The organism is Actinomadura scrupuli, assembly GCF_050971785.1.
Lineage (GTDB): Bacteria > Actinomycetota > Actinomycetes > Streptosporangiales > Streptosporangiaceae > Actinomadura_E > Actinomadura_E scrupuli.
This window is the reverse complement of record NZ_JBPCCU010000010.1, coordinates 179,957-204,065: the sequence shown is the minus strand read 5'-3', so window position 1 is coordinate 204,065 and position 24,109 is coordinate 179,957. Positions and strand designations below refer to the sequence as shown.

The window sequence follows — 24,109 nt, the reverse complement described above, 5'->3', positions numbered from 1 at the left end:
TAGGGCCGCCTACGAGTCCGGCGACATTCTGGCCTTGGCCGACGCGGGAACTCAGGCACCACGTGCAATGAGAGGACCTGGGAGGTGCGTCAACAGCTTCATCTCCGGCACCAAGGTCCTTCTAGCTGACGGCAGTACCAAATCCATCGAAGACGTCAAAGCCGGCGACGAAGTCCTCGCCACAGATCCCACCACCGGCAAGACCAGCCCCAAAACGGTCCTCGCCTCCTTCGGGGGCGAAACCTACGACCACCTCGTCCAGATCACCATCGACACCCCTGACCACCAAGCCGGCGTGGTCATCGCCACCGAACACCACCTCTTCTGGGACAAAGACACCCGCCACTGGGTCCGCGCCGACCGACTCCACCCCGGTCAGCACCTACGCACACTCAACGGCACCAGCATGCGCGTCACCAGCGCACTCACGTATCCTGGACACCCAACCGTCCGCGACCTCACCATCGCCGACGTTCACACCTTCTATGTAGAAGCAGGCCATACACCCGTCCTTGTGCATAATTCAGGTGGGTGCCCCCACCTGCGCATGGATGGGATTCCTGAGGATGCGCATCCCTACATCGAGAATGTTGTCCGCCAGATGGACGAAGATGGAACCCTTCCGCCAGGTGTGCGTCAGGGCAAGAGCAAGATCGGTGACGGAATCTATGGCGGTGAAGGTCTGCCTCAACAGGCGCCGAGATACTATGTCGAAACGGATATCTTCCCGACGGCGCCTGGAGGTACGCGGCCGGATGGTCGTCTGGTGTTTGGTCTCCGGGGTGAGATTTATTATTCGCGTCATTATACCGATGGCTTCATTCGGATAAGGGGTCCGTTCTGTGGATGCTGAACAGCCAAAGCTGCCCGCATGGGCTAAGGGTGTACCCTCCCCGTGGATTGACTTGCAAGACCTGTTGCCGTGGTTGAAGCCACGCCCGTACCTGGTTGACCAAAGTCGAACGCCTGAACTGCAGGCGAAGCTTGCAGGTGCCGGGTTTCATATCGTGGAGGTCCACTACAACCACAGCGAGGCTCCCCCGGAGCAGGTCTTCTTGATCGAGTTGACAAAGAAACTTGAATTTCCTCAATCCGGTGCGGGGGGTTGGGCAGCGTTCAATGACAGGCTTTGGGACTTCCTGACCTCTGGCGACAGGACAGCCGTTGCTGTACTGATTATGGGGCTTGATACGTTGCTTGGGGAAGACGTTTATTCTTTCACCCGGTGCGTCCATAATCTGCTGTCATTGACCGAAGGTGCAGGGCTATCTGATAGCGCCGCAGATCGGCAGATTGAATACTTTTTCGTTGGCAGCTGGCATTCGGATGGTGGAGTTTCAGCGGGGTGAGTTGAAGGACGACATTTGGCTCCGCCTACCGAGGACTGCTGGCTCCACCCTGTGACTGTAGGTATGCGGCTGGTTGTATTTGGCCTCACCTTGTTGGGGGCGGTTGGGAGGCTCGAAGGGTTCCCGGCGTTGTGGGTTCGGGTGATGCCGAAGACCAAGGTCGAGTTGTATGCGGCGATTCGGCGGGATGCGCAGTTGGAGAGGGCCTGTCGGAGCGGCGGCTTGCCGAAAACCTCATGCGTGAAGGTCAAGCGGCATGCTCGTACTCGTTGAGGATTCCACCTAGATGTTGACGTCTGCGCACGTCCAAGCGAGCGATTCGGTCGGTATCAGTGATCGGCGGAGGCAGCGAATTCAGAGGGCGAGCAACCGCGATGCCTTGGTGAGGTCGATGCTCGTTCAGGAAGGCTCCGAGCTCGCGCAGGGCATGGAGCAGGTGGCGTTGGTTCCAGATAAGGGTCCGGTCGAGGAGTTCGCGGCGGCAGGTCTGTACCCATCGTTCCATAATCGCGTTCATTCTCGACATCTGGGCACCGGTGAGCAGGACCTTGATGCCCGCGTCGGCGATCCGTTCGGGTCAGTAGCAGACTTCTACGACAACACAATGGCCTAAGTCTTGAACGGCACCTTCAAGGCCGAACTGATCCACCGCCACCCCTGGCGGACCCGTGACCAGGTCGAATACGCCATCGTCGAATGGATCGGCTGGTACAACAACCGACGATTGCACTCAGCGATCGGCAACATGCCACCTGCCGAATACGAGGCAACCTACTACCGTTCGATCACCACCCCAGCGCCAACCGGCGCCAGGTAGACCGGACTTCACACAACCCGGGGCACCTCACGTGCCCGGCTCCACCTCGTCGTCGGCGTACGGAGGCGCAAGCTTGCGGGCCACGGCCAGGACCAACTCGTTCAGCCCGTCGGCCGCCGCCTTGTCGCCGTCGTCCGAAGCTGCAGTGGCGTGCCGCATGCTGGTGCCACCATCGCGGACTTCCCGTACGTCGGCGAGAAAAACGAGCCCAAGCCGGCTGCCGTGAACAAGGTCTCGATTTCCCCCGTGCTGTACGCCTGAGGGATCTGCTGGGCTGCGTAGCTGATAACGCGGGACGAGAAGAGGCGCATGCGCCGATCCTGGCCCGCACGCCGCACCGCTGTCACTCGGATCTGCCGGGAGCTCGGCTCCCTTGGCTGGGGGCGCCCAGCTTGTTCCTTAGCCGGAGCCTTAGCGGTATCCCGGAAGTCGAGACCGATCAGCCGGTCACGCATGGCGGGCCGGGTGGGTGCGGGTGGCGGCGTGTTCGAACAGGGACTCGCCCGTGTGCTGCACGACTGCGGCGGTCAGGACGGTGGTGAGCAGGAGCGCGAGCAGGACGGCCAGGGCGCTGGGGTGGCGGGTCGGGGCGGGGGCCAGCAGCGCGCGCACCCGGTTGACCACGTTGCCGCCGGTGGCGGCCACCGCACCATCAGAGGCGGGCTGGTGTTGCAGGAGGGCTGCGCGGGCCAGGGTGCGGGCGACGAGCCGCCGGTCCCCGACCGCGTCGGCGGCCTCTTCGTCGGCCCATCGTTCGACGGCGTGGGCGATGACGCGGGCGGTGGGACGCAGCAGCGGGTTGATCGCGGCGGCCAGGTCGGCTGCCATGTTCCACCAGGCGTGCCGATGGGCCAGGTGGGAGCTCTCGTGCGCCAGGAGGGCACGCCGCTCCTGGCTGGTCAGGGCACCGAGCAGGCCGGTGGTGACGACGATCCGGGCGGCCGGTTGGGGGGTGGTGAAGGCATCAGGCCGCTCATCATCCACGACGACGAGGTGTCCTGCGACGGCAAGATGCCGGCAGGCGCGGTGGACATGGAGCACTGCCCGCGTCCTGCGGTAGACGATCCGAGCGGCCCAGCCGGTGGCCAGCACGACCAGCAGCCCACTGAAGGCGGCGGGCCAAGCGGGGAAGGGGCTTCGCGCGTGCAGTGACACGGGTGACCATGGGCCATAGCGGGCAATTTCCGGGAACTGGCCGACCCAGGTGAAGGTGACCACACCGAGCACGAACACACCGCTGGCGGCGACAGCAAGGCTCGCCGGAACCAGCAGCCGGGCCGCCGTGGCAGGTGGGAGCCTGCGACCGAGCGCAGGCGCTGCAGCTGCGAACAGCATGCTCACACCGATGCAGAGCAGGACCGCCAAAGCCATCACGGCCGACCCTGCTCTGCGTCCGCGCCGCTCAGCACATCGATCAGCAACTGGGACTCCTCCGCGGACAGGGCGCCGGCGAAGCGGGTCAGCACGGCACCCCGGTCGTCGCGGGCGTCCAGCAACCGCCGCATCTGCGCGGCGGCGACCTCTGCTTCGTCGACCACCGCGGTGTAGGCATAGGCGCGGCCGGTCCGTTCCCGGGTGACCAGGCCTTTGTCGAGCATCCGGGCCAGCACCGTCATCACCGTCGTGTAGGCCAGGTCGTCGCCGAGCTCGTCGCGGACCTGCCCCGGCGTCAGCGCCGCAGCGGCCGTGGCAAGCACCGCGAAAACCTGCTGCTCCAGACCCCTGTGGGGACGCCCTTGGCGTCGGGTGCTCACCGGTGGCCTACCCTCCGTCCAACTACTACATATTTGTAGTACCGTTCATTACTACAGTAATCGTAGTAGATGGGTGGGCCAGTGTGAACCGGTGGATGTTCGAGCACGTCAACGGCTTCGCGAAGGCCACGCCATGGCTGCATACGCCTGCCCTTGCCTACGCCAAATACGGGATCGCGTTGTTCGCCGTGCTGCTGGTGGCCGGCTGGTGGATCGCCCGCCGTGCCGGAGATGCCCGCCAGATGACCGCCGCTCTGAGTGCGGGCGCGGCGGTGCTGCTGGCCGTCGCGATCAACCAGCCGATCGTGAACACGGTCCAGGAGGCTCGTCCGTACACCACCCTGCCGCCCATTCTGGTTCTGGCCGACCGCAGCAACGACTTCTCCTTCCCCTCCGACCATGCCACCATGGCCGGTGCCGCCGCCGTCGGTCTGTGGCTGGTCTCCCGCAAACTAGGCCTCCTCGCGGCAGCCGCCGCCCTGCTCATGGCCTTCACCCGTGTCTACATCGCCGCGCACTACCCGGCGGACGTCCTCGCCGGACTGCTCCTGGGCGGGGCCGTCGCCGCCGCACTGTGGGCGCTCACACGCCGCCTGGTGCTGCCCGTGGTCACGAAACTGTCCCAGACCCCGCTACGGCCACTCCTCGCCGCGGGCCCGCAGCCACCAACGCACTGAGCGGTACCAGGTCTCGGCACCGACCGCGCGGGCAGGCGTGCGGCCGTCCCGGGATCAAGCCCGTTCGGCCTCCCCTCACGTCACATTGAGCGCCTGTGAGGTCTGCTGCGGGCGGCCGGATCCGGCCGAGGTCTCCGGGAAATGCCTTGACGATAACGGGCAGGGCACGGCTGACGGAAACAAAGTGCAGATTTGGGACTGCACCGGGTCGGCTTCGCAGACCTGGACCGTCTACAACGACTCAACCATCCGCATCTTCGGCAAGTGCCTCGACGTCAAGGGAGGCGGCACGGCCAACAACACACCGGTAGACCTTTCTACCTGCACAGGAGCGGGTGCACAGAAGTGGGAAGTCAGTCCGACTGGATATCTGATAAACCCGCAATCAGGTAAGTGCCTGGACGACCCGGGAAGCTCCTCCACCAACGGCACGCAGGTTGACCTCTGGACCTGCACGGTAGCGGCCAACGAACGTTGGACACTGCCGGCGAGCGCACTACCCGCCAGCGATTCCTACACCTATGACGGAACTGGCAATAGACTGACCCGAACCGCAGACGGGCTGACAACTACCTACAGCTACGACGCTGCCGACCAGTTGATACAACAGATCAGCGGTTCCTCAACTACAAGCTTCGGCTACGACAACAGCGGTAACCAGACCGCAGCCGGCTCCACAACATACGCCTACAACGCTGAGAACCAACTGGCCAAGGTCACCTCAGGCTCGATGAGTTATACCTATTCCTACGACTTCAGCGGCAATCGAGCCGCCACCTTCGTCAATGGGAGCCTGTCCAGCAAGCAACGCTGGGACACGAACAACGTTCTTCCGATGCTCGCGACAGAGAACACCGCATCGGGTTCCTTGCTAGCGGACTACCACTACGACCCTCTCGGCGAACCGCTGTCTTCCAAAACCTCCGCCGGCGCATATTTCGATCACCATGACTGGCTCGGCAGCACCACAGACGTCACCACCAGTAACGGTGCCCCGCAGCTTCGACTCGCGTATGACACCTATGGAGCCACCACCGCGACCGGGCTGGCCGCCAGTCCGCCGCGCCACCCGCTCAACTACACCGGTCAATACCAGGATCTCTCTACAGGCTTGTATGACATGCGAGCCCGCAACTACAACTCAAACATCGGCCAGTTCACCACACGCGACCCTCTCGAGAACTACACCCACCAAGCCTACGCATACGCGGCAGACGCTCCGAGCTATATGACCGATCCTACCGGCGCTTCGCTCTGGCCAGCCCCCGGCGAGTCCATTGGGCATTGGCTCATGGGTGACTGGGTATGGGAACACCAAACTGGTATCGGCCGGGGCCTGGCCGTAGCCGGACTGTTCGCTTGCGTCGGCGGCGCCGAAGTTCTCTGCCCTTGGCTCGTTCGAGCAGGGTTCGGCTTCACCTTCGGGGTCCGCACCTCAACAATGATTGATAATCAAGGCTACAACGACCCTTTTGAACTGCTGAAATATGGTGGTGATATAGGACTTGATTATGCTTGTTATAGACTTCGATCAGCGCGATCTCCTCAGGTCGGTACGATGGGAAAGCCGCTGACAATCTGGCAGATGCGAGACCCGGAATGGGCGCCCGCGGCCCGTCAGCGTATGCTTAATCAAGCCAACGGATTTGGCCTGACCTGGTGGGGCGGAGCCCCTGCGGGGAACGGTTCATGGTGGGGAGGGATTCCACATTGACAACCACGGCAATTCAGCTCACGCCGCACGGAATCCCGATCGTGGGATATCCGATATTCCTGACCCTGATCGGCTTCATTGCGTGGGATTCGCTCCGAGTCCGGGGGAGCCTTGGTTCCGCTGGCTCGCCCCCACCGGAGTGACTTCGGTGGTCATCGGAATTTACCTTCTCCTGCCGCCACTCATTGCAGTTGGCATATTAATTACTACAGGTGGAATAGGGGTAAGTAAGCGGTGGCGTGAGAAGAACGACCGCGGCGGAAAATGGTTTTCCTAGTTCCGTGGTAGCGATCCTCTGCCCTGATCTCGCTGGTCGGGGAGTAGGTTGTAGGCTGCCGGTCGGTTTATGCATGAGGGAGGATCGCAGAGCTTCTCGCGAGCCCGGGGCGCTCACCAACGGTGAACTTGGCCGATCGGCGTAAGCGTTCACGCCGTACGCTGTCGTGGATGGGGCTGGGTTCGCGTGGCGGTGTCATGTTGATCAGGACGGGGTTGTGGTGAGTTCATCCGGTTGGCGTATATGTGAACGGCGACGATTGATGGGACCAAACCGCCGGTCGTTCCCCCGGGCGATACCGCCATCATGTTTGCTCGATGTTTGCTCGTACGCCGTGGATCATCGCGGCACCGTCCGGCAGCGATCGGCACGGAAATTCGGCGAAACCCGCGCAGCGCGACACGAAACAACACCGCCGATCAGCGCACGGCACCGATCGGTACGGCTGCAGCGGGTCTCATAATCCATCGGTCGCGGGTTCGAGTCCCGCCCGCCCCACCTATTCTGACCTGGGATGTTTCAAATTTTGCGCGATATGTCCGTGTCGGGTTTCTGGTGATTTGTTTCCCGTGTTTGCTCCATGTTCGCTCGTGGGGGCGGGCCGGGGTTGATCATGGCGCCGTGGGGCGGGTCCTGGCCGTCGATATTCATTGGGCACGGCCGGTCGGGGGGCGGTGGCTGTTGCGTCCGAGCGGTCGGTATAAGGCACTCGCGCCGCACGATGTGATGAGCGGCGTTGGTCGCCCCGCTGTGCGGGTATGGGGTCACCTTGGATCTTGATCCAGGGAGGCAGTCGGTTTTCGTGCCGGCTGCTGCCGGGTCGTTCCGTGGCGCACGAGCGGACATGGGTGACCGCTCCGTCAATGCAGGCCGTTCCGCGCGGGTCGGCTGATGGTCTTGCCTGTGCACGGGTTCGAACCCCCAACGGGGAGCCACACAGAACCGTGCTCGACCGGCGTCATGGCAGCGGCTGCATAATCACGATAGCTGGTCAATTCGCCGTTGCGTGAGAACGGAAGTGCTCCGTGCTTATCAACGGCCTCGCCGAGGGTTCATCTCCGTGGCTCGGACGTTTCGGTCAGCGCCCGTAGGTGTACGTACAGGACTTTCAACAGCCGTAGCCACCACGGATGCGTGAGTGGCAGGACGATGTCCTCCTTGATCCTTCTGCGTTCCGGATCCATGGTTCCCGTCGCTGCCCACCGCCGCACCAGGTCGATGAGCATCTTGGCGCCGATCTGTGCTGTGCTGGCCGGTCGGGGACCGTTCGCGAAGCCGTGTGGCGCAGCACTTGGTGTCGCGGCCTCGACGAAGGCCCGCACGATCCGCCCGCGCAGTTGGGGCTGGTGTACGGCTGCGTCCAGCCAGTGATACACGGTCTCCTCGAGCGAAGTGTCCCACTGTCGGGGCATGGCGGCTCGGGCGTTGAGGGCTGCTCGCCACGCGGGTACGCAGGCAAGCGGGTCGACGGCTTCCGCACCGTCCAGTACCTCCGGTAGGCCGGACGCCGCGATCGGCTTTGCCAGTTCCAGGAACAGCGTCGCGCCCGCCTGGATCCGGCGACGCCGGGCGGTGGCAGACAGACGTTCGGTGTCGGTGCCCGCGCTCCACGTGAGTGCCGCTGTGAGCACCTCTTGACGCTGGCCCCTCCTGGCCAGGCCTAGCGCGGCGCTGATCACCTCACCTATGACCTGGGTGTTGCCGTGCGTGGCAAGGTGCTTGAGCCGGGTCAAAGCGATCGTCGGGTGCGTCTGGCCCAGCGGTTCGCAGACCCGTGTGATGGTCAGTTTTAGGGTCTGCGGTGTACGCGGTCGAATCGACCATTCGTACAGGGCTCGGCGTACCCGCCCGCCGACGCGTGGATGCAGGCAGGTTTGGGAGAGCGCGATGAATGCCAGGTCAGGCAGCTCCGCGTCGGCCCACGTCCGTGCGGCCTCAACGACCTGTTCGGCCTCTCCATGCTCGGCGGCCGCGTCCGCGAAGGTCCCGACGAGTGAGTTGTGCAGGCGGGGTGGTGCGTCCTCGCTGGTGGGCAGCGCCCTCAGCCAGGAGAGCAGATCTGAGAGGGCCAGTGGATAGTCTCTTAGGACGTGTCGCAGTGTCGAGGGGGCAAAGCCATGCCGTCGAAAGACGATCCGGTCGCCCTCCCGTTCAGCATCCAGCAGTGCACATAGGTCCGTTACAGGGCACCATGCCAGGCCAGCACCGTTCACGGTGATCTTGAGTTGGTGCGCCAGCGATAATGCCACCGAATAGATGTTGGTGTCCTCGATCGGGGCGAGCGCGGTGGCTGCGATGAGAAGTGCCCGCTCATGGGGCTCCGGGTGCTCATGGAACCAGGAGCGCAGTTCCTCTGACCAGCCTCGGTAGGCCTGCGCCACTTCCGTACGCTCTGCGGCGATGTCGCCGTCTCGGCCTTCGATCTGCTCGACCAGGTCGGCGAGGCGGCGCGCGTCCGCGGGCAGCGCGTGTTCCAACAGCACTGGTGCCTCATCCCAATGCGGCCAATCGGTGTGCGTGAGACCGCGGCGGGTCAGCCGGTGCCGGTAGACCTGCACGGGGTGCGGTGGCTTCACCGTGATGCATGGCAGATAGGCGCCGAGCTGATGTTGCCCGGTCTCATCTGCGACGATCATCAGGTAAGCGCCCGCGTCGCGAACGGCATCGACACAGCTCATGAGGCGTGTGAGGTTCTCGTCTTCGGCACGCATCAGGTAGCTGCAGGCGCTTGACGCGCCGATCTCCTCCACATCCTCCTCGCCGGCGGAGAACCAGCGGATCGGGACGCCAGGACGCAACTGGTGAAGGGCGGCGATGGCAGTGGTCTCACGACCGCATCCCGGTGGGCCAGCGAGCGCGACCGCATGATTGGCGTCAAGGACCTTCACGATTTGATCGTGATTGTCGGGGGGCACGTAGCAGGCCACTCGGTCCATGGTCTCAGTTGAGCTGAGGTACATCGCCGGACGCGCACGCACGTAGGTGATCATGCTCTGGATCACGTTACCGCTGACCTGTGCGCCGATGATGTTCTGCGCGGCGTCCCCGGTGACGTTGACGTCGCCGGCTGTAGGCCCGTGCGGTGGCGGGGTCACGACCGTTCCTGCCGGATGTCGCCGCCGGCTTGGGCGCCGATGATGTTCTGCGCGGCATCCCCGGTCACTCTCACGTCGCCGAAGGACATGCCCCCGGTCGGGCTGGGTGCCGGGGCAGGAAGAGCCACATCCGGCGTGGACTCGTCGTCTGAGTGGTCGCGGTGGGAAGGCGCCGGTACGTAGAGGAAAGCCGGTCGGTCGAACTGCTTGACCTTCGCCCGTACCTGGGTGAACTGACTCGGCTGCAGCCCGGTGCGGCCACCGCGAACGTACGTTTCGAACGCCTCGGAGGAGATCATCAAAGCGGCGAGAGTGAGGTCCGGGTCACTGTCGCGCAGTGCCGCCCGCAGTGGTTCGCAATCCAGCAATCGGCTGACGTCGTTCGTGGCGGTCGAGATGCCCGCCGTGACCGGGTGCTCGTCGTCGACGAGGCCGACGTGGAGGGCGACCCTCAGCCGGAGTCGCAACCCGCGTGCCCGCAGCCGTGGTGCTGCCTCGGCGAGGGCTTCCTGCAGACGGTCAGCGAACGGGTGGATGAGAGAGACCATCGCGGCCTGGGGCAGCACGGCCAGGATGCCGTCGCCGGTGCTCTGCATGAAACGTACGTTCTCCCAGGCCTGGCTTAAGCCGCTCAGCTCGCAGGCACATGCCAGGACACGGCGGATCTCGGTGTGCAGGCCGGGCAGTTCAGCGTCACGGTGATGGCTGAACCCTTCGGCGTCGACGACGAGCAACGTTTGGAACGATGGCAACGTCACGTCTCCTTTCAGCGCGCGGTCCTTCACACGATGCACAGGACTCTGCGCGATGACTGTCTGAAATCAGACGTTGCCGTGGCCCGAATCGGCCAGGGCACGCAACCTGTGGAGGTCGATGATGACGATCCGGCGACCGGTCGTGGCGATGATGCCCTGTTCACGCAGGCGCGCGAGTTCAGCGGCCACGGTGCTGCGGGAAAGACCGGCGGCTTGGCCGAGTTCCGTCTGGTTCAAACCGACATCGGCCGACCTCGCTGGACGCGGAGCCGCCAGGCGCAGCAGCGTTCTCGCCAGCCGCGGGCCGGCTGGAAGCGTGGCGAGTTCTGCGCGCCATGCTTCGCCTTCGCGTATGCGGCTCATCGCATGCCGTAGAAACTGAGTTTCCCATCCCTGCGATCGGACCAGATAGAGAAAATGCTCGGCGGGAATGAGGCGTACCTCGCATGGATCGAGGGCGATGACGGTGGCTGATCGGTCGTCACCGCCGAGCACCGAAATGTCACCGAGGAGTTCGCCTGGCCCCCGTACCGCGAGTACGACAACGCTTCCGTCGGGTGACGTCCGCAAGACCTTCACCCGTCCCGCGATGAGCGCGAGCACATGAGTGGCGGGATCTCCCTGCCTCAGCAGGACAGAGCCCCGTCTACGGCGTTGGGCGGCGCCGACGGAGACCAGACGGGCCCAAGCCTCCGCTGAGACACTCACTCACCATGTCTCTCACATTCGATCGCGTCAGCAAAGTGAGATGCCCCGGCGTCGGCGAAGTGATGTCCCCCCGGTTCTGGTGAAGTCACACAGACCGGAGCATCTCATGCCGATGCCGCCGACCATTCTGTTCAGGACTTGCCTGAGAACGATGGCTCCACCGTGATCTGAGGGGCCTGAGGGGAGCCGACGCTCCCGACTCGCTTTAACCCCAGTGTTCCTCCTGATACTTGATGAGGTCGTCACCGTGGAGCTGCTTGGTCGCGTTGCCGACGCGTACCCAGAATTCGGATGCGTCTGCGCCACCTTTGGCCGGTTTGGCGAAGATGGGTCGTCCGGATGCGGCGACACTGACCTGGCAGATCGTCTTTGCCGCCACCTCGGGGAATCGAATGCGTACGGTCGGCGCGGTCGGGGCGGACAAGGTGTCGTCGAGTAGCTGCCTGAGGAACAGTTCGTAACCGTCGGTGTTCTGCTTCGTGCCGAGCGTGGTGAAGTCCTCTTCGATGCCCAGCACTTGGCCGTTGTCGTCGACGCCGATGAGTAGGATGCCGCCCTCGGCGTTGAGGAAACCGCACACCGCTTTGACGAGGATCTGCCCGAGCTTGGGGTCGTGCGTATTGGTGTGGACGTTCCACCGTCCGCTGGACTTGAACTCCATGGTCTGTGATTCGCCTGCGGCGATCAGATCCTCGGCAGTCGTCGGCACCCACGTTTTGCGCTCGCCAGCGAGCGTGTTGAAGGCGTCCCGGACGACCCGGGCGATGAGCAGGCGGCGCCGCTCGAGGAAGGTCGGGTAGTCCAGGTGCTCCCAGCCGACCGGAAGAGCGTGCCACCGGGATTGGTGGGCCAGTGTTTGCGGATCGATCTTGTCCGCGATGCGGGGCAGGTAATCGTAAGGGGCGTCGGCGTTGTTGCGTTCGGCTGGCGGCCAGTCGACGTAAGCCATGTTCGCGATCGCGTTGATCTGACGCGTGCCGGAGATGCCGAGCGACTCGAGGTGCTTGCGATGGAACAAGCGGTCACGTTCCAGGGAGTACGGTGCGGCACCGGAGGGATCGAGGAGATCCTTGATCCGCAGATCACTGAACAGGACCTCGGCGTTGAGAATGTTCAGCGCGGCCAGGTACGCGAAGAGCACAGGGGAGCGGGATGAGGAGGTGTCGAGGCGGTTCGGCAGCGAGATGTCCCAGTAGTCCCCAGTGAAGTTCGCGGCGGCGATGCGGTCCAGTTCGGCGATGAAGGCGGTGCCGTCGCCGGCTCGTAGGCCTGCGATGCGCCCTAGATCAGATTCCAGTTGAGACTCGGGGGAACTGGTGTAGCGGCCGGTCGTATGTGCCATGAAGAACCATCGCGCGATGGCCGGGCGCAGATCTGGGATCTCAAGGCCGAAGTCGTGCCGACCGATCAGCCAGAGCGTGTAGCTGAACAGCAAGGCATTGTCCGAGGTGATCATCTTGCGGCTACGGAAGCCGGCCGTGGCCACGCATCTAAGGAACTCGTGCCAGCTGGTCAGGTCGAGCACCTTCTCGTGCGCTGCAGCCAGCAGCTGAAACTGCTCCTGACGGCGCTCCGCGCTGACCCGGCCGCTCTCGAGGTCCTTGCCGCGCAGGATGTTGTAGACGTGCTGTAGCCGGGCACGGCGGAAGGCGACCGCGATGGCAACCCGCAGGAGCTGGTCCGGACTGGGGTCCAGGAACGGGTTGCGGGGGCTCGGCCCGGTCACCGTGGGATCGACCGCGGCACGGCTGAAGTCTTCGAGCTGGCGGCGCCCCTTCTCCCAATGCACTGACATGAGAGTGAGGATGAAGTCCGCCTGATTGAGCTTGACGCCTTCGGAGTTGATCCGGACGAAGATCTCGGCGACCTGCTCCTCATTGGCCGCGGCGCCCAACTCGACCACTTGGAACCGGAAATCGCGCAGGTCACGGACTCGATCGATGCGCTCCTCAAGCTCATCCTTGTCAGCGTTCGGTATCTCTTGATCGGAAGCCTTGCTGAGCCGCTCGAAGAACCGACGCACCGTGGTCTTGTAACCGTTCGCCCAGAGCGCAGTGATGTCCGGGATGAAGTGCGCGTCGCGATCAATGGCAGCGTCCGCCACCTCGAAGGTCTGATCCTCAGGGCGGAAGGCGATCCGTATATGGCGCTGCTCGAACGATTTGGTCAGCACGGGCCGGCCGGTGAGCACGGCGAACAGGGAGGTCAGGCGCTGTTGGCCGTCAACGATGAGCAGCTGTGGTGACCGGCTGGAGGACTCCGTTCCGATCTGGCGGGTGCCGACCTCCGCGCCGGTCTCCCAGAACATCAAGGTGCCGATGGGATAGCCGCGGTACATCGAGTCGAATAGGTCTCGGGTTTTGGTGGCCGACCAGACGAACGGGCGCTGGATGTCCGGAAGACCGATGCGACCGACCTTAATATCCTCGATCAGGTGATTCAGGGAGTACCCGGTATCACGGTAGAGAGTGGGCGGCACGGCCGGAGCTCCTCGGGCAGACATTCGACGTGAACAGACAACGCTTCGCGTAGTTCACCACTTCTACACGCTATCCAGCACGTGAAGCCACAGAATCGTGAAGGCCAGTGGCTCCTACCAAACGGCGGGGACGTCCATTCCAAGCGTCGCGCACACCGCTGGCAGGTCGCTGATCTTGACGGCGCAAAGCTCGTCCTGATCCTCCCCCGTAGCACTGACACCTGTGGTGCGGCTTTGCGCAGGAGCACGATGGTCGGGGCTTGCCGTGACCCGTCCACCAGGTCGTGCGGGTCAGGGCCCGTGTCACCTCGCTGATGCTGTCGTCACACACGTCTACCGCTTCGACGACGGCCTCATCGCCGGCACCTGGTTCTCGCGCTGATCGGCGTGATTCTGTGCGCCCTGCTCGCGGCGGCAGCCGAAGACGCGCGACTGCACGCGCACACCGGTATCAGCGCGATAGGCACGGCGTGGCTGGCGATACTGGAGCGCGGCCGTGCCGGCGGTGCCGCACGTCTCTCCCACGGCCCGGGCATGATCCTTATCGGTTAGGTTGGCCGCGTGGATATCCAGGTTCTGGAGGGTTCGTTCGTCGAGGTGCCGACCGCCGAGGCCATGGGCATGGATCGCCGTGCATTCGGCGAGTTCGTCGGCCCTCAGGGCGAACTGGCCTCGTACGCGTTTGGCTGGACCACCGGGTCGGAGCCTCACATCGCCCAGCTCTCGATCGGGATCGGCGCCGGCAATCCAGGCGGCGGCACGTTTCACGCCGTCATGTTCGAGCACAAGGGCGGCCACGCGTTCTCTCTCGCTGACGAACCGTTCGAGCACGTACCACAGGGCGGCCCGGACCTCGCGGCGGACCAGGCTCGCACCCACGAGGATCTCCCGTTCGTGTGGTGGGTCGCAGACCGCGTCATGGAGCGTGATCGACGGGCGTGGTGGATGCGGCACTGGCTATTGGGCACCCGTTGTATCCAGACCATCGAGGTCTTCGAGCGTCGCGAGCCTGTCCTGCTGGTCGGGAACGACGCTGACGATGGGCTCTGGCAGCTCATCGGCGCTACGGGCGCGGGCAGCACCGGCGAGATCGGACACCTTCACCACGCCGTGGACGAAGATCCGACGTTGGTTGATGTCCTTGACCTGCCGCCCGGCCACAGCGCGAGCCGAACCCGCGTTGGAGGACCCTGGACGCGCCTTCTCGGCTACCCGGCATAGGCCGGTCGCACGTGGGATTTCCGGTCGCCTCGTCAGCAGGGGTGAGAACAACGCACTACTCCGCCGCGTAGCGAGCGCGAGCATCAGACGGAATCCCGACACAGAGGCCGCTGAGCTGGCCCGGAGCCCATCAAGAGCCCCTGCCTTGCGATCCGCCAGCCACAGGAAAAAGCTCGATCTTCAATCGGTGGTCAAGAAACGGCATGGGTTCGACTCGACAATGGGGAGCCAGGCAGACCCGTGCTCGACCTGGGCCATGTCGGCGGCTGCATGATCACGATAGCTGGCCAATTCGACGTGGAGTGATCCCTGTGGTCTGGATGGGGGTTCAGGTCGGCGGGGGGATCACTACCGAACGCACATGGCCCGGCTACCCAATCGGTGACATATACCGCGTCAGGGTCAGTTAAAATCACCGAGGTTATCTCCGGCGCGTCCGCTCGTTGAGCTTGCGCGTCGTTCTTTTGCGCGGCCCGAATCGCTACCAGCAAACAACTGCATCATCGAGACCTGCCTCGTCTCCTGCGGGCTCGTCCAGCGAGTTCATTTACGAATGCTGGCGCGCCAATCCTGACCTGCTCCGCATCCGCGTCCTGCGCGGGGACCGACCGAACCGATCACGCAAAGTGGGTCAGAGCCACACGCACCTGACCGTTGACAGATGGTATCAGCGGTGGCGAAGGCGGGAATGGCTATGGCGTGGCGGCCCGGCTCTATCTGTTTTGACTGAGCGTCCTGCAGCGAGTTGAACTAGCCGCATCTTGATTGTCGAGCGAATGACCTGGGCGTGAGCTTGATCGGGCGTACGCGCTCACTCAGCCATTGAGCTCGGGTGCGTAGACCAAATCGATCGAGACCGGTCCGGTATATTGCCGACACGTGCACTGAATGAGCTTCGCCCGCTTGTGACACCTACTCGCGGACAGGTCATGAAAGGACACGTTGTGGCCACATCCGCAGATTGGTTCCACCGGCTTGGGTGTACGCCGTCGCGCGGGTGCATAACGGCCGACCAGGAAGCCGACCATGGCGCCGACCAGCATGAGGCCGCCACCGACGAGCATACAGATGATCACTGCTGATACTGCCACGGCTCCGGGTCCCTCTCATAGACTAGGCCGACGAGCTGGCCCATCGGGAGCGGTCGTTATCCAGGTGGTGTTCGGGTGTCCCGGCGTGTGCCGGGACACCCGAACGTGAGACGCTGGAGATCTGGCTAGTGGCCGGGCTTGGCTTCAGGCCCGTAGTAGGACTTGTAGATGCCCTCGAGCGTAGAGCTCTTGGGGATCAGTGCCCCGCTGCTGGGGGTGGTGGCTGTATGCCACACGCGGACCCGGGTGATCGTTAGTTGTTGGCCCTGGACTACGACGCCGCGCCGTTGTCGTAGGCAAACCTCCTGAATCTCTTGCTTTCCAGCGATTTGGAGAATGGGTGTCTTGTGGGCTCGGGCCCACTTGCCGTCGCTGCGTTGCGTTGACACCGTCAACCAGACTTTGTGACCGCGCGGCAGGTTACGGGTGTCGATGTAGACACAGTGGCGAGCATAGACATAACCCCCACAGCGTTTTAGGTAGGAGCTGATTCCTACCGAATAGCTGCGCCAGCCATTATCGGCGATGGGAATGGGTGCGACGATGTCCTTCGTCGGCGTGGCGGAGGCGTAGAAGGGGGAGGAGCACTCGGCTGCTGCTGCTGCTGCTGCAGCAGCAGCAGCAGCAGCGGGCGGGGCGGTAGCGGCAGGGCGGCCGGTCGATGGAGGCGACGAGGTAGCGGGCACGGGAACCGCAGGAGCGGCAGGGGAGGCCGTTGTCCCTGCTTGGTTGTCCGCGCAGAACCAGCCGTTCTGGACGTAGCCGTCTTGATTGACCCGGCCCCAGGCGTGGCCGCTTATCCACTCGCCGCCGTGTGCGTCGGTGATGGTGAAGGTTTGAGCGGGGCCATCGGCTCGGGGACCGGTGAGCGTACCTATCACCGGACCGCCTGGGGTCGAGCGGACGGTCAGATCCTGGGCGCAGACTGTCCAGCGCTTCCCGATGTCGTTCCCATCAGCGCGGAGCAGCGGGCCTCCGGCAGCGGCCGGGGAAGCGGTGCCGAGCAGGCCGCCGATGGCCGCGAGGGCAGTGCCGACACCCAGCATGATCCGGGTACGCACACGGGAGTTCGGGGGCGTCGAGATACGAGGCGCGAGGTTACTGGTGCGTTTGCCGAGCATGGGATCTCTCTTTCTGGATGAATCGCAGCGGGCGATTCGCCCGCGATCAGCGAGGATCCTCGGCCGCTGCGCGTCCCGCAGCCTTCGGGACCCATCCCGGGATCCACACCTGCTGACCTGCGGCGTCTCGCGCTTATATATCTGTGGATTCCGATGCGGAAGGAGAGAGCGCATGGCAAGCGCCAATGGACAAGAGCCGTCTCGCGAAGAGGTAGCAGGGGTGGTCCGCGCGCTCATAAAAGCCACCGGGCTGAAACTGGCGGAGCTGGCCGAGCAGACCCACTACTCGGCTCAGTCCTGGTCCGCCTATCAGAACGACAAACGTCGAATCCCCCAGGCGGCCCTGGGGGCCTTGCTGGAAGTCTCCAGCTCAGCGCCCACCGACCTGACCGACCGTGCTCAGCACTTGCTGAGGGAGCTGAAAGACGCCAGGCAGCCCGTAGCGGGGGCAGTCGAGGTCTCGGCTGCCCCCGCCGCCGACCTGCCCGCTACCACGGACACTGCTGCGTCGCCGCTGACCCCGCAGCAGGACCCGGCGCCGATCCCGCCGCCTGAGCAGACAGAAGGACCTGCTGCGGCCCCTCCGCAGGCGCGGTCCGGGCGAGCACGCGCCATAGGCGCCAGCTTGATCGGTGTCATCGTAGTGTTCGGCGTGGCTACCGCGGTCATCAACTTCGTGTTGCCGCCCGGTGACCGCAGTCGTCCTACCGTGGCTTCCGCCTCCACCCATCCCGGCCACGACAGCACAACGGCCTTGTCCAGTCCTCACCCTTTGTCAAGAACGACTCGCCCGCCTGCTCCCCACACCCAGTCACCAGAGCCATCCGCCCAACGAGAACCCCAGCCGAAACCGCCCCCACCGACTCGCCCCATCCCGCCAACCACCGCGACGGCAACGTGCCAGCGCAACCATTACAAGGTCGATCGGGTAGGCGACATGCGCAACGAGGCCGGCGAAAGTATCGACCAAGTTGTCCCCGGTGACATTTTCATCCGAGACACCTCGAATACGCATCCCACCATGCGTTACCGCTACTACGGAACGGTCACCGGCCGAGGGACTTCCGGCTATGTCATGCAAGAAAAGCTCACATCAGCATGCGCATAGGCCGAACCGCCGAACGGCTCTACTTGCGTGTCCTCACGGATGTCCGGTTGCTGTGCTTGCGGACGGGTGAGCTCCCGCATCAGCTTGGCGTGACCCACTCACAGCCGTACCGTGTGGCGTTTCGACGGGGAAGGGCCACACATAGTGGAGGTGGATTAGAAGCGGAAGCCGAAGAGGCCGCCGTCGGGTTGGTCGGTGAGGATTGGCTCGATCACGTAAGGATCGGGATTAAAGCCTTTAGCTTCGGCTTTGTGTAGATCATCGGAATTCATTGTGACGATGTACTGCATGCCTTCGTCGTTCATGACGTCGGCGGCGAGTTGGAGAGCTGCGGAGACCTGGCGTTCATCGACACCGTCGTAGAGGTGGCTGTCATGGACGAGGAAGTCAGGACCACGGCCGTTGCGGTGGGCGATCACTGCGGCGGTGAGGTCGAAGCAGAAGATGACCATGTTGTGGATGCCGCGGCTGCCGTCTGCGTCGATCTTGGCTTCGATCTCTAGACGCTGTTTGCGGGCTTCGAACGCCAGGTAGGGGTGGTGGGAGTGGCCGTACAGTTGGCGGGCGAAGACGTTGAACAGCCGACTGGTTTCGGAGGTGATCTCCGATCGGTCGTTCAAGTCGTCGGTCATCGCCGATTCCAGAGCTAGGCGACGGCTTTCGATCTCTCGTCTGCTGGCTTCTAGCGTTTGTGCTGCTTGGAAGCGGTTTCTTAGAGCTTCGAGTGTTGCTTGTTCCCGGGCTAGGACGGATTGGAGTGCGGTCAGCGCGTCGAGGGCGCCGCCTGCGTTCAGGGTTTGCAGGAGTGACGCGAGGTGTTGCCCGAGTCGTTCGCGTTCGCGTTCGCGTTCGGCCAGCCGTCGCTCGACGTGGTCGGTCTCTTCGCGGAGTTGTTTGTCGCGGTTACGGACGACGGTCTGGTGGAAGGCGCGTACGTCGTCGAAACGGCGCCTCACCTCGCCGCCTAGGACGACGTTCAGTTGCTGGTAAGCCTGTTCCAGGTAGCGATCATCGGGTTCTTCGGCGTCTGTGGTGGCCCGTATCATCTGCTGGAGATTGTGACGTTCGACTTCATCCAGATCACGGAGCTCGCGGATCTGACGGTCAAGTGCGTCGGCTTTACGGCGTAGGTCCTCATAGCCCGGCACGACCTGGAATTGCTCGATCTGTTGGCGGAGCTCGGTGATGCGCTGTTCGACGGCGCTGATCTCGCCGCGTAGTTCGGCGGACCGGCCGACGATCTTGCCCCAGACGGGATCTTTGGCCGCCTCGACGAGTTTCTTGCGTGTCGCGTCCTGCTGGGAAAGGGTCCGGTATTCGGTAGCGAGACCGACGTCGAGGCCGAACAGGTGGCTGAGGCAGATCATTGCCTCGTGGGGTGACTGCCCGGAGAAGGTGCTGGTGGGTTGCAGGAAGCCGCCTGCATCGACGCGGCGAATCGCGAATGAGGTCAAGGTGCGCCCGCTGACCGGTGCCTCCGGAGAAGGCACCCGGTAGAGATCACGTGCGATGGTCCACTGCCAGTCCTTGAGGGTGATCTCCGCTGCGAACTGTTCACCGAACAAGCCGGTGTCGGCGCGCCGTGACACGTCAGGTTGGAGGTAGACCTTGGGTGAGGCTGGCCGGCGCTCGATGGTGATGGCCTCACTCTGTCCAGGCCAGTCCATGTCTAGTCGGAAACGATGGCGGGCTAGGGCTTCCTCGCTCCACAGCGACTTCTTCTGTGTGCTGGCTCCCAACAGGTAGTGCAGGAGTTCGACCATGCTCGACTTTCCGACGCCGTTGCGGCTGTCGGTGTCGGCAGAGCGGTCGGTGCGGTCAGCGATTAGGAGATTCAGGCCCGCTTGGAAGCGAAGAGTCTTGAACCGCTCATCGTCGGCCCCGAGACTACGCAGCATCTGCCCGAGGGCGGAACATCAGGAGCTCGTTGCGGTCATCCATGTCGACCAGGCCCATCGCGTACAGCACATCGAGCGCCAACGCGAACCACCAGAATGGAACGGGCGCTTGGTGCCGGTGCTCTTCCCGCCACGCCAGCAGCCGCCTCCAGGCTTGAGTGACGGTGACAGGCTGGGTGCCGGTGGCGAGAATGATCTGAGCTCCCACGGCGAGCAGCGCTCGTTGAGGCGCGACTCCCTTCGTGGGCACGATCATCGGTTCGCTCTCGGCACGGGGACGGCGGGCACTGGCGCTGGCGGCATCTTGAAGATGTCACACTCCCCAAAGAAGTACATCAGGACGACGAGCGCGTTCAAGGATTCAGCGAAGCCCCTGGCTTCGTTGCCGAGAATATGGAAGATCAGATCCTCCAGGATCTGATCTGGGTTCTCATGGAGGTCGGCCAGCATCAGGTAGTGCTCGCGGAACGTTGCCGCGACATCATCGCGCTCAACCGGGTCGACGACGTTGGTGTAGTAGGTCTCGACACACGGCACATAAGTCATGGCAAGAGTCATCTGGGTCATCACATCCGCTGAGAACGCGTTGAACTCCATCTTCTGGTGTGACGGCACGGGGATGGTGCCTAGACCGAAGTGTGGCTTGCGTTCCTCGGCAAGGTGCTCCAGCAGAGGCCGCACGTCCCGCAGCGCGACCCCTGTCACCACCTTCTTCGCAGGGAACTGACAGCCCAACAGGTCTTCGATCTGGTGCCGCTCGAGCCGAAGGATCTCGTTGAGGAATCTTCGGTAGCCGAAGTTAGCGAAGGCAAGGTCAGGGAAGGAAGTCTTGGCCTTGCTCAGGGCGATCGACACAACCGGGTCCATGCCGCGCCGGTCGGTGTGCACGAACGTGAAGGTATCGAAGGCGCCGGGACGCTGCCGCTGGGCGCTGGCCAGGTCGCCGTTGATCTTTTTGATGATCTCCTTCTCTTCGATGGTCTGCGGCCCGTAGCAGGCGAACAGGTTGCGCTTGTCGATCATCAGCCCGTCTGCACCGCGGTCTCCGAGACGGCCGCGGGTGCGGATGTCGAAGAATCCGGGGTCGCGCTGGGTCATGAGGTCAAGGAAGAACTCCTCGAACCCGTTGCCGTACAAGGAGTTGAGTCTCGCGCTGAGCATGTCCCGGACGAGCAGGCGCTGCCATAGTTCTAGGACGCAGGTTTGCATGCCGCTCCCCGGTATGGCCGATCAAACTTCGCCTGGCGATCGTATCGAAACAGCCCGCTTCCGTAGGTGCTGATGTGCAAGCCCCCTCCTCGCACGCCGTCGACGGTCATGTTCGGCGATCCGCAAGAAGATCACAGCCGGACGAAGCTGCCCATCGATCACTCGCGCCCTCTCAGCGAGTGTCAACCGCGGTAGACGCCTGGGGCAGCCCCCCGTTGGATGATCATGCGGCGGCTGGCCCCCCGACCACCCACGCGCACCTGCAACTACTCCAACCGCTGCCATTGGCATTCGTCAGTTTTCCTCGACTAACCAGGCCACCAGCGTGAACACCAAACCCTGATCACCTCTGTTCAGAAACCGGTGATTACGCTGCGTAACGGGTACTTTGGGAGTAACTCCTGCTGGGTGTTGAATTGTCATCCTCAAGGGCCGGGGTATATCTTTGGGGGTGTCTTTCGGTGCAAGTCGGGCGATCTCGCGAGTCGGCCGACACCCGGTCGCCGGCCGCACCGAGGGGAAGTGGTGGATGTCCCGACAACGCCGTTATGGTGGGGGAAGGAGTAAGCCCCCGGACCGCTGGCAGAAGTTGGCGGCACTGACTGGACTCGCGCGGATTACGATCTTGGTGATCCGTTGGGCCTGGGAGGTGATCTCCGGAGAAGAGTCCGGCCCTGGGCCCCTCGTCTAACGAGGCGGCAACAGGGCCGGTAGCGAGGGGGCCTTCGCGCTCAGATACTCTGCCAGGAGCGGGCGCGGGGGCCTTCCTCTATGTCTGTAGACCGATTACCGGCCAAGTTTACCGCTGATCACGGCGCTTCCCATACTAGAGCACCTCGAACGCTCACTCCAGTAAGAGCATCATAGCCGCAAGCATCTCATAGATGCTAGGCGCCCTGGCTGTACGCTTAAAACATATATCTATATGGGCTTACCGCCCATGGAGACTCGTTTCTGGGAATGGGCACTAAGTCGAGTTGATCACCATCCCAGCGGACGATATAGCGGAAATCTGTAAAGGAGGGGCGACCTGCACCAGCGGCTTGCTCCCGGCCCGTTGGAGCATCTCTGCCAGAATTAGTTCAGAATCCCTCGATAAGCTCGCGGACTCTGAGGGCAATCTCCTCGGCGCTGAGGAATGAATCAGAGATGGTCTCCGTGTACCCGCGTTGTGGCATGTCGTTGCTTCCCACTGCTGGTGGGGCGGTGAGGTCGAGACGCCACCAGTCGCGGATGGCCCGTTCGATCTTCCGTGCGATACGTCCCTCTGTCACGGGCCATAGGCAGGCTTTGCCGTCGATGGTGCATAGGTGCCAGCCGTAGCGTCGATGCTCGGCCAAGCGGTAGTCGCCTCTGTTGGAGATGCCGAGCTTGTAAGCGCGGTGATCGGCGGAGTGGACGAGGTAGATGTAGGCGGGTTCGCTGTCGGTGAATCCGTATTTGGCGCAGGTGGTGCAGCCGCCGTATCCAGCCCGTATGCCGGAATACCTTGGGAAGACGATGCCGCCGCAGGGTAGGTGTCGGCACTCCCAAGGAACACCGCTGCCGGGATAGGGCTCCAGCGGCTCATAGCCCTTGTCCTGCATGAGCTTGATCGCAAGCACTGGGTCGACCACCGCTCCGGCGCAGTAGGCGCAGGGGGCGTTTCCGCGGCGGACGTTGTTGTATCGGGGAGAGATGGCGCGATTGCAGGTGAGGCATACGCATGGCCAGTCGGTGTCCGAGCCGGGCCAAGGTTTTTGGGGTTCCACCCCGGCTTCGCGCATGAGCTCGACTGCTTCGGCGGGGTCGACCAATCTGCCGGCGCAGTAGGCGCAGCCCGTCTGTCCTTGCTTGATACTGCTATAGCGGGGTGCCACCTTACGGTGACAGCGCAGGCACTGACTGGGCCACGGTTCGTCTGATCCAGGAAAATCTTCCAGGGGTTCCACCCCTGCGTCGCGCATGGCTTGGATCGCCTGCTGGACATCGACTCTTGTGCCTGAGCAGTAGCCGCAGGGGTTCTGGGAGGCTTTCACGTTGTGGAGGGTGGGTGAGATCTCCCGGCCGCAGCTCAGGCACTTGCATTTCCACGAACGCATGGAGCCCGGGTACGGCTCAAGGGGCTCCGCACCTGCCGCTTGCATAGCTGCAACGGCCTGGTCTTCGGGGATGCGCCGAGCGAGTCCGCGGCGCTCGATGCCGCAGCGGTTGCAGCCCAGGGCGGTGCCCTGCTGGATCGTGTTGTACCGAGGTGACACGATGGCTCCGCAGCCCAGACACCGACATCGCCAGGGCGCCTTGTTCTGCCCTGGATACGGCTCCATGGGCTCCAGCCCGGCGTCCCGCATCACATCGGCGGCGGCCTCCGGATCAACGCGGACCTGGGCGCAGAACTTGCAGCCGCGCTGGCCCGACCGCACGCTGCCGTAGCTGGGTGTCACTATCCGTTCGCAGCCCAGGCAGACGCACTTCCAGGGGGCTGCCCCTCCGGGATACTCAACCAGCGGCTCCAGCTTGGCTTCTCGCATCCGGGCGAACGCTTCGTCCGGGTCGACCCGATTACCTCCACAGTAGGAGCAGCCTCCCTGCCCTGCTCGGACCGAGCTGTAGGCAGGCGTCACGACGTGACCGCACCGGGTGCACCGGCAGGGCCAGGGACTGTGAGCACCCGGGTATGGCGTCAAAGGTTCGAGGCTAGCGGCGGTCATGGCAGCGCCTGCTTGCTCGGCCGGCACGCGGCGGCTTTTACCGAGCACCGCCCTGCTGCACTCCCTGCACTGAAGGCCGCGCTGCTGAATCTTGTTGTAGTTCGTGATCACTTCGTGCCCGCACGCGACTGCCCGGCACCGCCAAG

Annotated in this window: 20 protein-coding genes; 7 read left to right on the top strand and 13 right to left on the bottom strand. The window is 63.7% G+C overall.

Annotated features, from left to right (window positions below; all coding sequences use genetic code 11):
• Positions 1-34 precede the first annotated feature (34 nt).
• Together ACRYCC_RS35230 and ACRYCC_RS35225 are read left to right on the top strand one after the other, a co-directional pair.
• Entirely contained in the window at positions 35-853 is an 819-nt protein-coding gene (locus ACRYCC_RS35230) for a polymorphic toxin-type HINT domain-containing protein (RefSeq protein ID WP_433818245.1), read from the top strand.
• The gene (locus ACRYCC_RS35225) at positions 843-1,349 is read left to right on the top strand and encodes a hypothetical protein (RefSeq protein WP_433818243.1); all 507 of its coding nucleotides are present in this window, start codon (positions 843-845) and stop codon (positions 1,347-1,349) included. The genes ACRYCC_RS35230 and ACRYCC_RS35225 overlap by 11 nt, the downstream gene beginning before the upstream one ends.
• A gap of 247 nt (positions 1,350-1,596) precedes the next feature.
• On the opposite strand, the gene ACRYCC_RS35220 is transcribed toward ACRYCC_RS35225, so the two are convergent.
• On the bottom strand, positions 1,597-1,854 hold the full coding sequence (locus tag ACRYCC_RS35220; protein WP_433818459.1) for a hypothetical protein: 258 nt from the start codon (positions 1,852-1,854) through the stop codon (positions 1,597-1,599).
• Positions 1,855-1,965: 111 nt separating this feature from the next.
• On the opposite strand from ACRYCC_RS35220, the gene ACRYCC_RS35215 reads away from it, so the two are divergent.
• Entirely contained in the window at positions 1,966-2,166 is a 201-nt protein-coding gene (locus ACRYCC_RS35215) for an integrase core domain-containing protein (RefSeq protein ID WP_433818242.1), read from the top strand.
• A gap of 27 nt (positions 2,167-2,193) precedes the next feature.
• On the opposite strand, the gene ACRYCC_RS35210 is transcribed toward ACRYCC_RS35215, so the two are convergent.
• From ACRYCC_RS35210 to ACRYCC_RS35200, 3 genes are all read right to left on the bottom strand, one after another.
• The gene (locus ACRYCC_RS35210; protein WP_433818240.1) at positions 2,194-2,325 is read right to left on the bottom strand and encodes a hypothetical protein; all 132 of its coding nucleotides are present in this window, start codon (positions 2,323-2,325) and stop codon (positions 2,194-2,196) included.
• A gap of 288 nt (positions 2,326-2,613) precedes the next feature.
• Positions 2,614-3,537 (bottom strand): M56 family metallopeptidase, encoded by a 924-nt coding sequence (locus ACRYCC_RS35205; RefSeq protein WP_433818238.1) that lies wholly within the window; start codon positions 3,535-3,537, stop codon positions 2,614-2,616.
• On the bottom strand, positions 3,537-3,920 hold the full coding sequence (locus tag ACRYCC_RS35200) for a BlaI/MecI/CopY family transcriptional regulator (RefSeq protein ID WP_433818237.1): 384 nt from the start codon (positions 3,918-3,920) through the stop codon (positions 3,537-3,539). Before ACRYCC_RS35200 ends, ACRYCC_RS35205 begins: the two co-directional genes overlap by 1 nt.
• Before the next feature lie 83 nt (positions 3,921-4,003).
• On the opposite strand from ACRYCC_RS35200, the gene ACRYCC_RS35195 reads away from it, so the two are divergent.
• Together ACRYCC_RS35195 and ACRYCC_RS35190 are read left to right on the top strand one after the other, a co-directional pair.
• Positions 4,004-4,597: a phosphatase PAP2 family protein gene (locus ACRYCC_RS35195; RefSeq protein WP_433818236.1), complete on the top strand. Its 594-nt coding sequence runs from the start codon at positions 4,004-4,006 to the stop codon at positions 4,595-4,597.
• Positions 4,598-4,634: 37 nt separating this feature from the next.
• Entirely contained in the window at positions 4,635-6,311 is a 1,677-nt protein-coding gene (locus tag ACRYCC_RS35190) for an RICIN domain-containing protein (RefSeq protein WP_433818234.1), read from the top strand.
• A gap of 1,329 nt (positions 6,312-7,640) precedes the next feature.
• On the opposite strand, the gene ACRYCC_RS35185 is transcribed toward ACRYCC_RS35190, so the two are convergent.
• The 4 genes from ACRYCC_RS35185 to ACRYCC_RS35170 all read right to left on the bottom strand — a co-directional run bounded on the left by ACRYCC_RS35185 (position 7,641) and on the right by ACRYCC_RS35170 (position 13,625).
• A complete protein-coding gene (locus ACRYCC_RS35185) occupies positions 7,641-9,683 on the bottom strand; it encodes a hypothetical protein (protein ID WP_433818233.1) in 2,043 nt (680 codons plus the stop codon).
• Positions 9,680-10,468 carry a hypothetical protein gene (locus tag ACRYCC_RS35180; protein WP_433818231.1) on the bottom strand — a complete coding sequence of 263 codons (789 nt, stop codon included), beginning with the start codon at positions 10,466-10,468 and terminating at the stop codon, positions 9,680-9,682. Before ACRYCC_RS35180 ends, ACRYCC_RS35185 begins: the two co-directional genes overlap by 4 nt.
• Positions 10,469-10,504: 36 nt before the next feature.
• Complete coding sequence (locus tag ACRYCC_RS35175) at positions 10,505-11,041, bottom strand: Crp/Fnr family transcriptional regulator (RefSeq protein WP_433818230.1); 537 nt, start codon at positions 11,039-11,041, stop codon at positions 10,505-10,507.
• Between the two features lie 310 nt (positions 11,042-11,351).
• The gene (locus ACRYCC_RS35170; protein ID WP_433818228.1) at positions 11,352-13,625 is read right to left on the bottom strand and encodes a GmrSD restriction endonuclease domain-containing protein; all 2,274 of its coding nucleotides are present in this window, start codon (positions 13,623-13,625) and stop codon (positions 11,352-11,354) included.
• A gap of 561 nt (positions 13,626-14,186) precedes the next feature.
• On the opposite strand from ACRYCC_RS35170, the gene ACRYCC_RS35165 reads away from it, so the two are divergent.
• Complete coding sequence (locus ACRYCC_RS35165; RefSeq protein WP_433818226.1) at positions 14,187-14,846, top strand: hypothetical protein; 660 nt, start codon at positions 14,187-14,189, stop codon at positions 14,844-14,846.
• 1,216 nt (positions 14,847-16,062) lie between these two features.
• Here ACRYCC_RS35165 and ACRYCC_RS35160 read toward each other — a convergent pair.
• Positions 16,063-17,058, bottom strand: coding sequence for a hypothetical protein (locus ACRYCC_RS35160; RefSeq protein WP_433818225.1), 996 nt, complete (start codon positions 17,056-17,058; stop codon positions 16,063-16,065).
• Positions 17,059-17,230: 172 nt separating this feature from the next.
• On the opposite strand from ACRYCC_RS35160, the gene ACRYCC_RS35155 reads away from it, so the two are divergent.
• Positions 17,231-18,166, top strand: coding sequence for a helix-turn-helix domain-containing protein (locus ACRYCC_RS35155; RefSeq protein ID WP_433818224.1), 936 nt, complete (start codon positions 17,231-17,233; stop codon positions 18,164-18,166).
• A 155-nt stretch (positions 18,167-18,321) separates the two neighbouring features.
• Here the strand turns inward: ACRYCC_RS35155 and ACRYCC_RS35150 are convergent, their stop codons facing one another.
• The 4 genes from ACRYCC_RS35150 to ACRYCC_RS35135 all read right to left on the bottom strand — a co-directional run bounded on the left by ACRYCC_RS35150 (position 18,322) and on the right by ACRYCC_RS35135 (position 23,783).
• Entirely contained in the window at positions 18,322-20,064 is a 1,743-nt protein-coding gene (locus ACRYCC_RS35150) for an ABC-three component system protein (protein WP_433818223.1), read from the bottom strand.
• Positions 20,054-20,320, bottom strand: a complete 267-nt coding sequence (locus tag ACRYCC_RS35145; protein WP_433818221.1) for an ABC-three component system middle component 6 — start codon at positions 20,318-20,320, stop codon at positions 20,054-20,056. Before ACRYCC_RS35145 ends, ACRYCC_RS35150 begins: the two co-directional genes overlap by 11 nt.
• Entirely contained in the window at positions 20,317-21,201 is an 885-nt protein-coding gene (locus ACRYCC_RS35140) for an ABC-three component system protein (RefSeq protein ID WP_433818220.1), read from the bottom strand. Before ACRYCC_RS35140 ends, ACRYCC_RS35145 begins: the two co-directional genes overlap by 4 nt.
• A gap of 1,154 nt (positions 21,202-22,355) precedes the next feature.
• Positions 22,356-23,783: a hypothetical protein gene (locus ACRYCC_RS35135; RefSeq protein ID WP_433818218.1), complete on the bottom strand. Its 1,428-nt coding sequence runs from the start codon at positions 23,781-23,783 to the stop codon at positions 22,356-22,358.
• Positions 23,784-24,109: the final 326 nt, after the last annotated feature.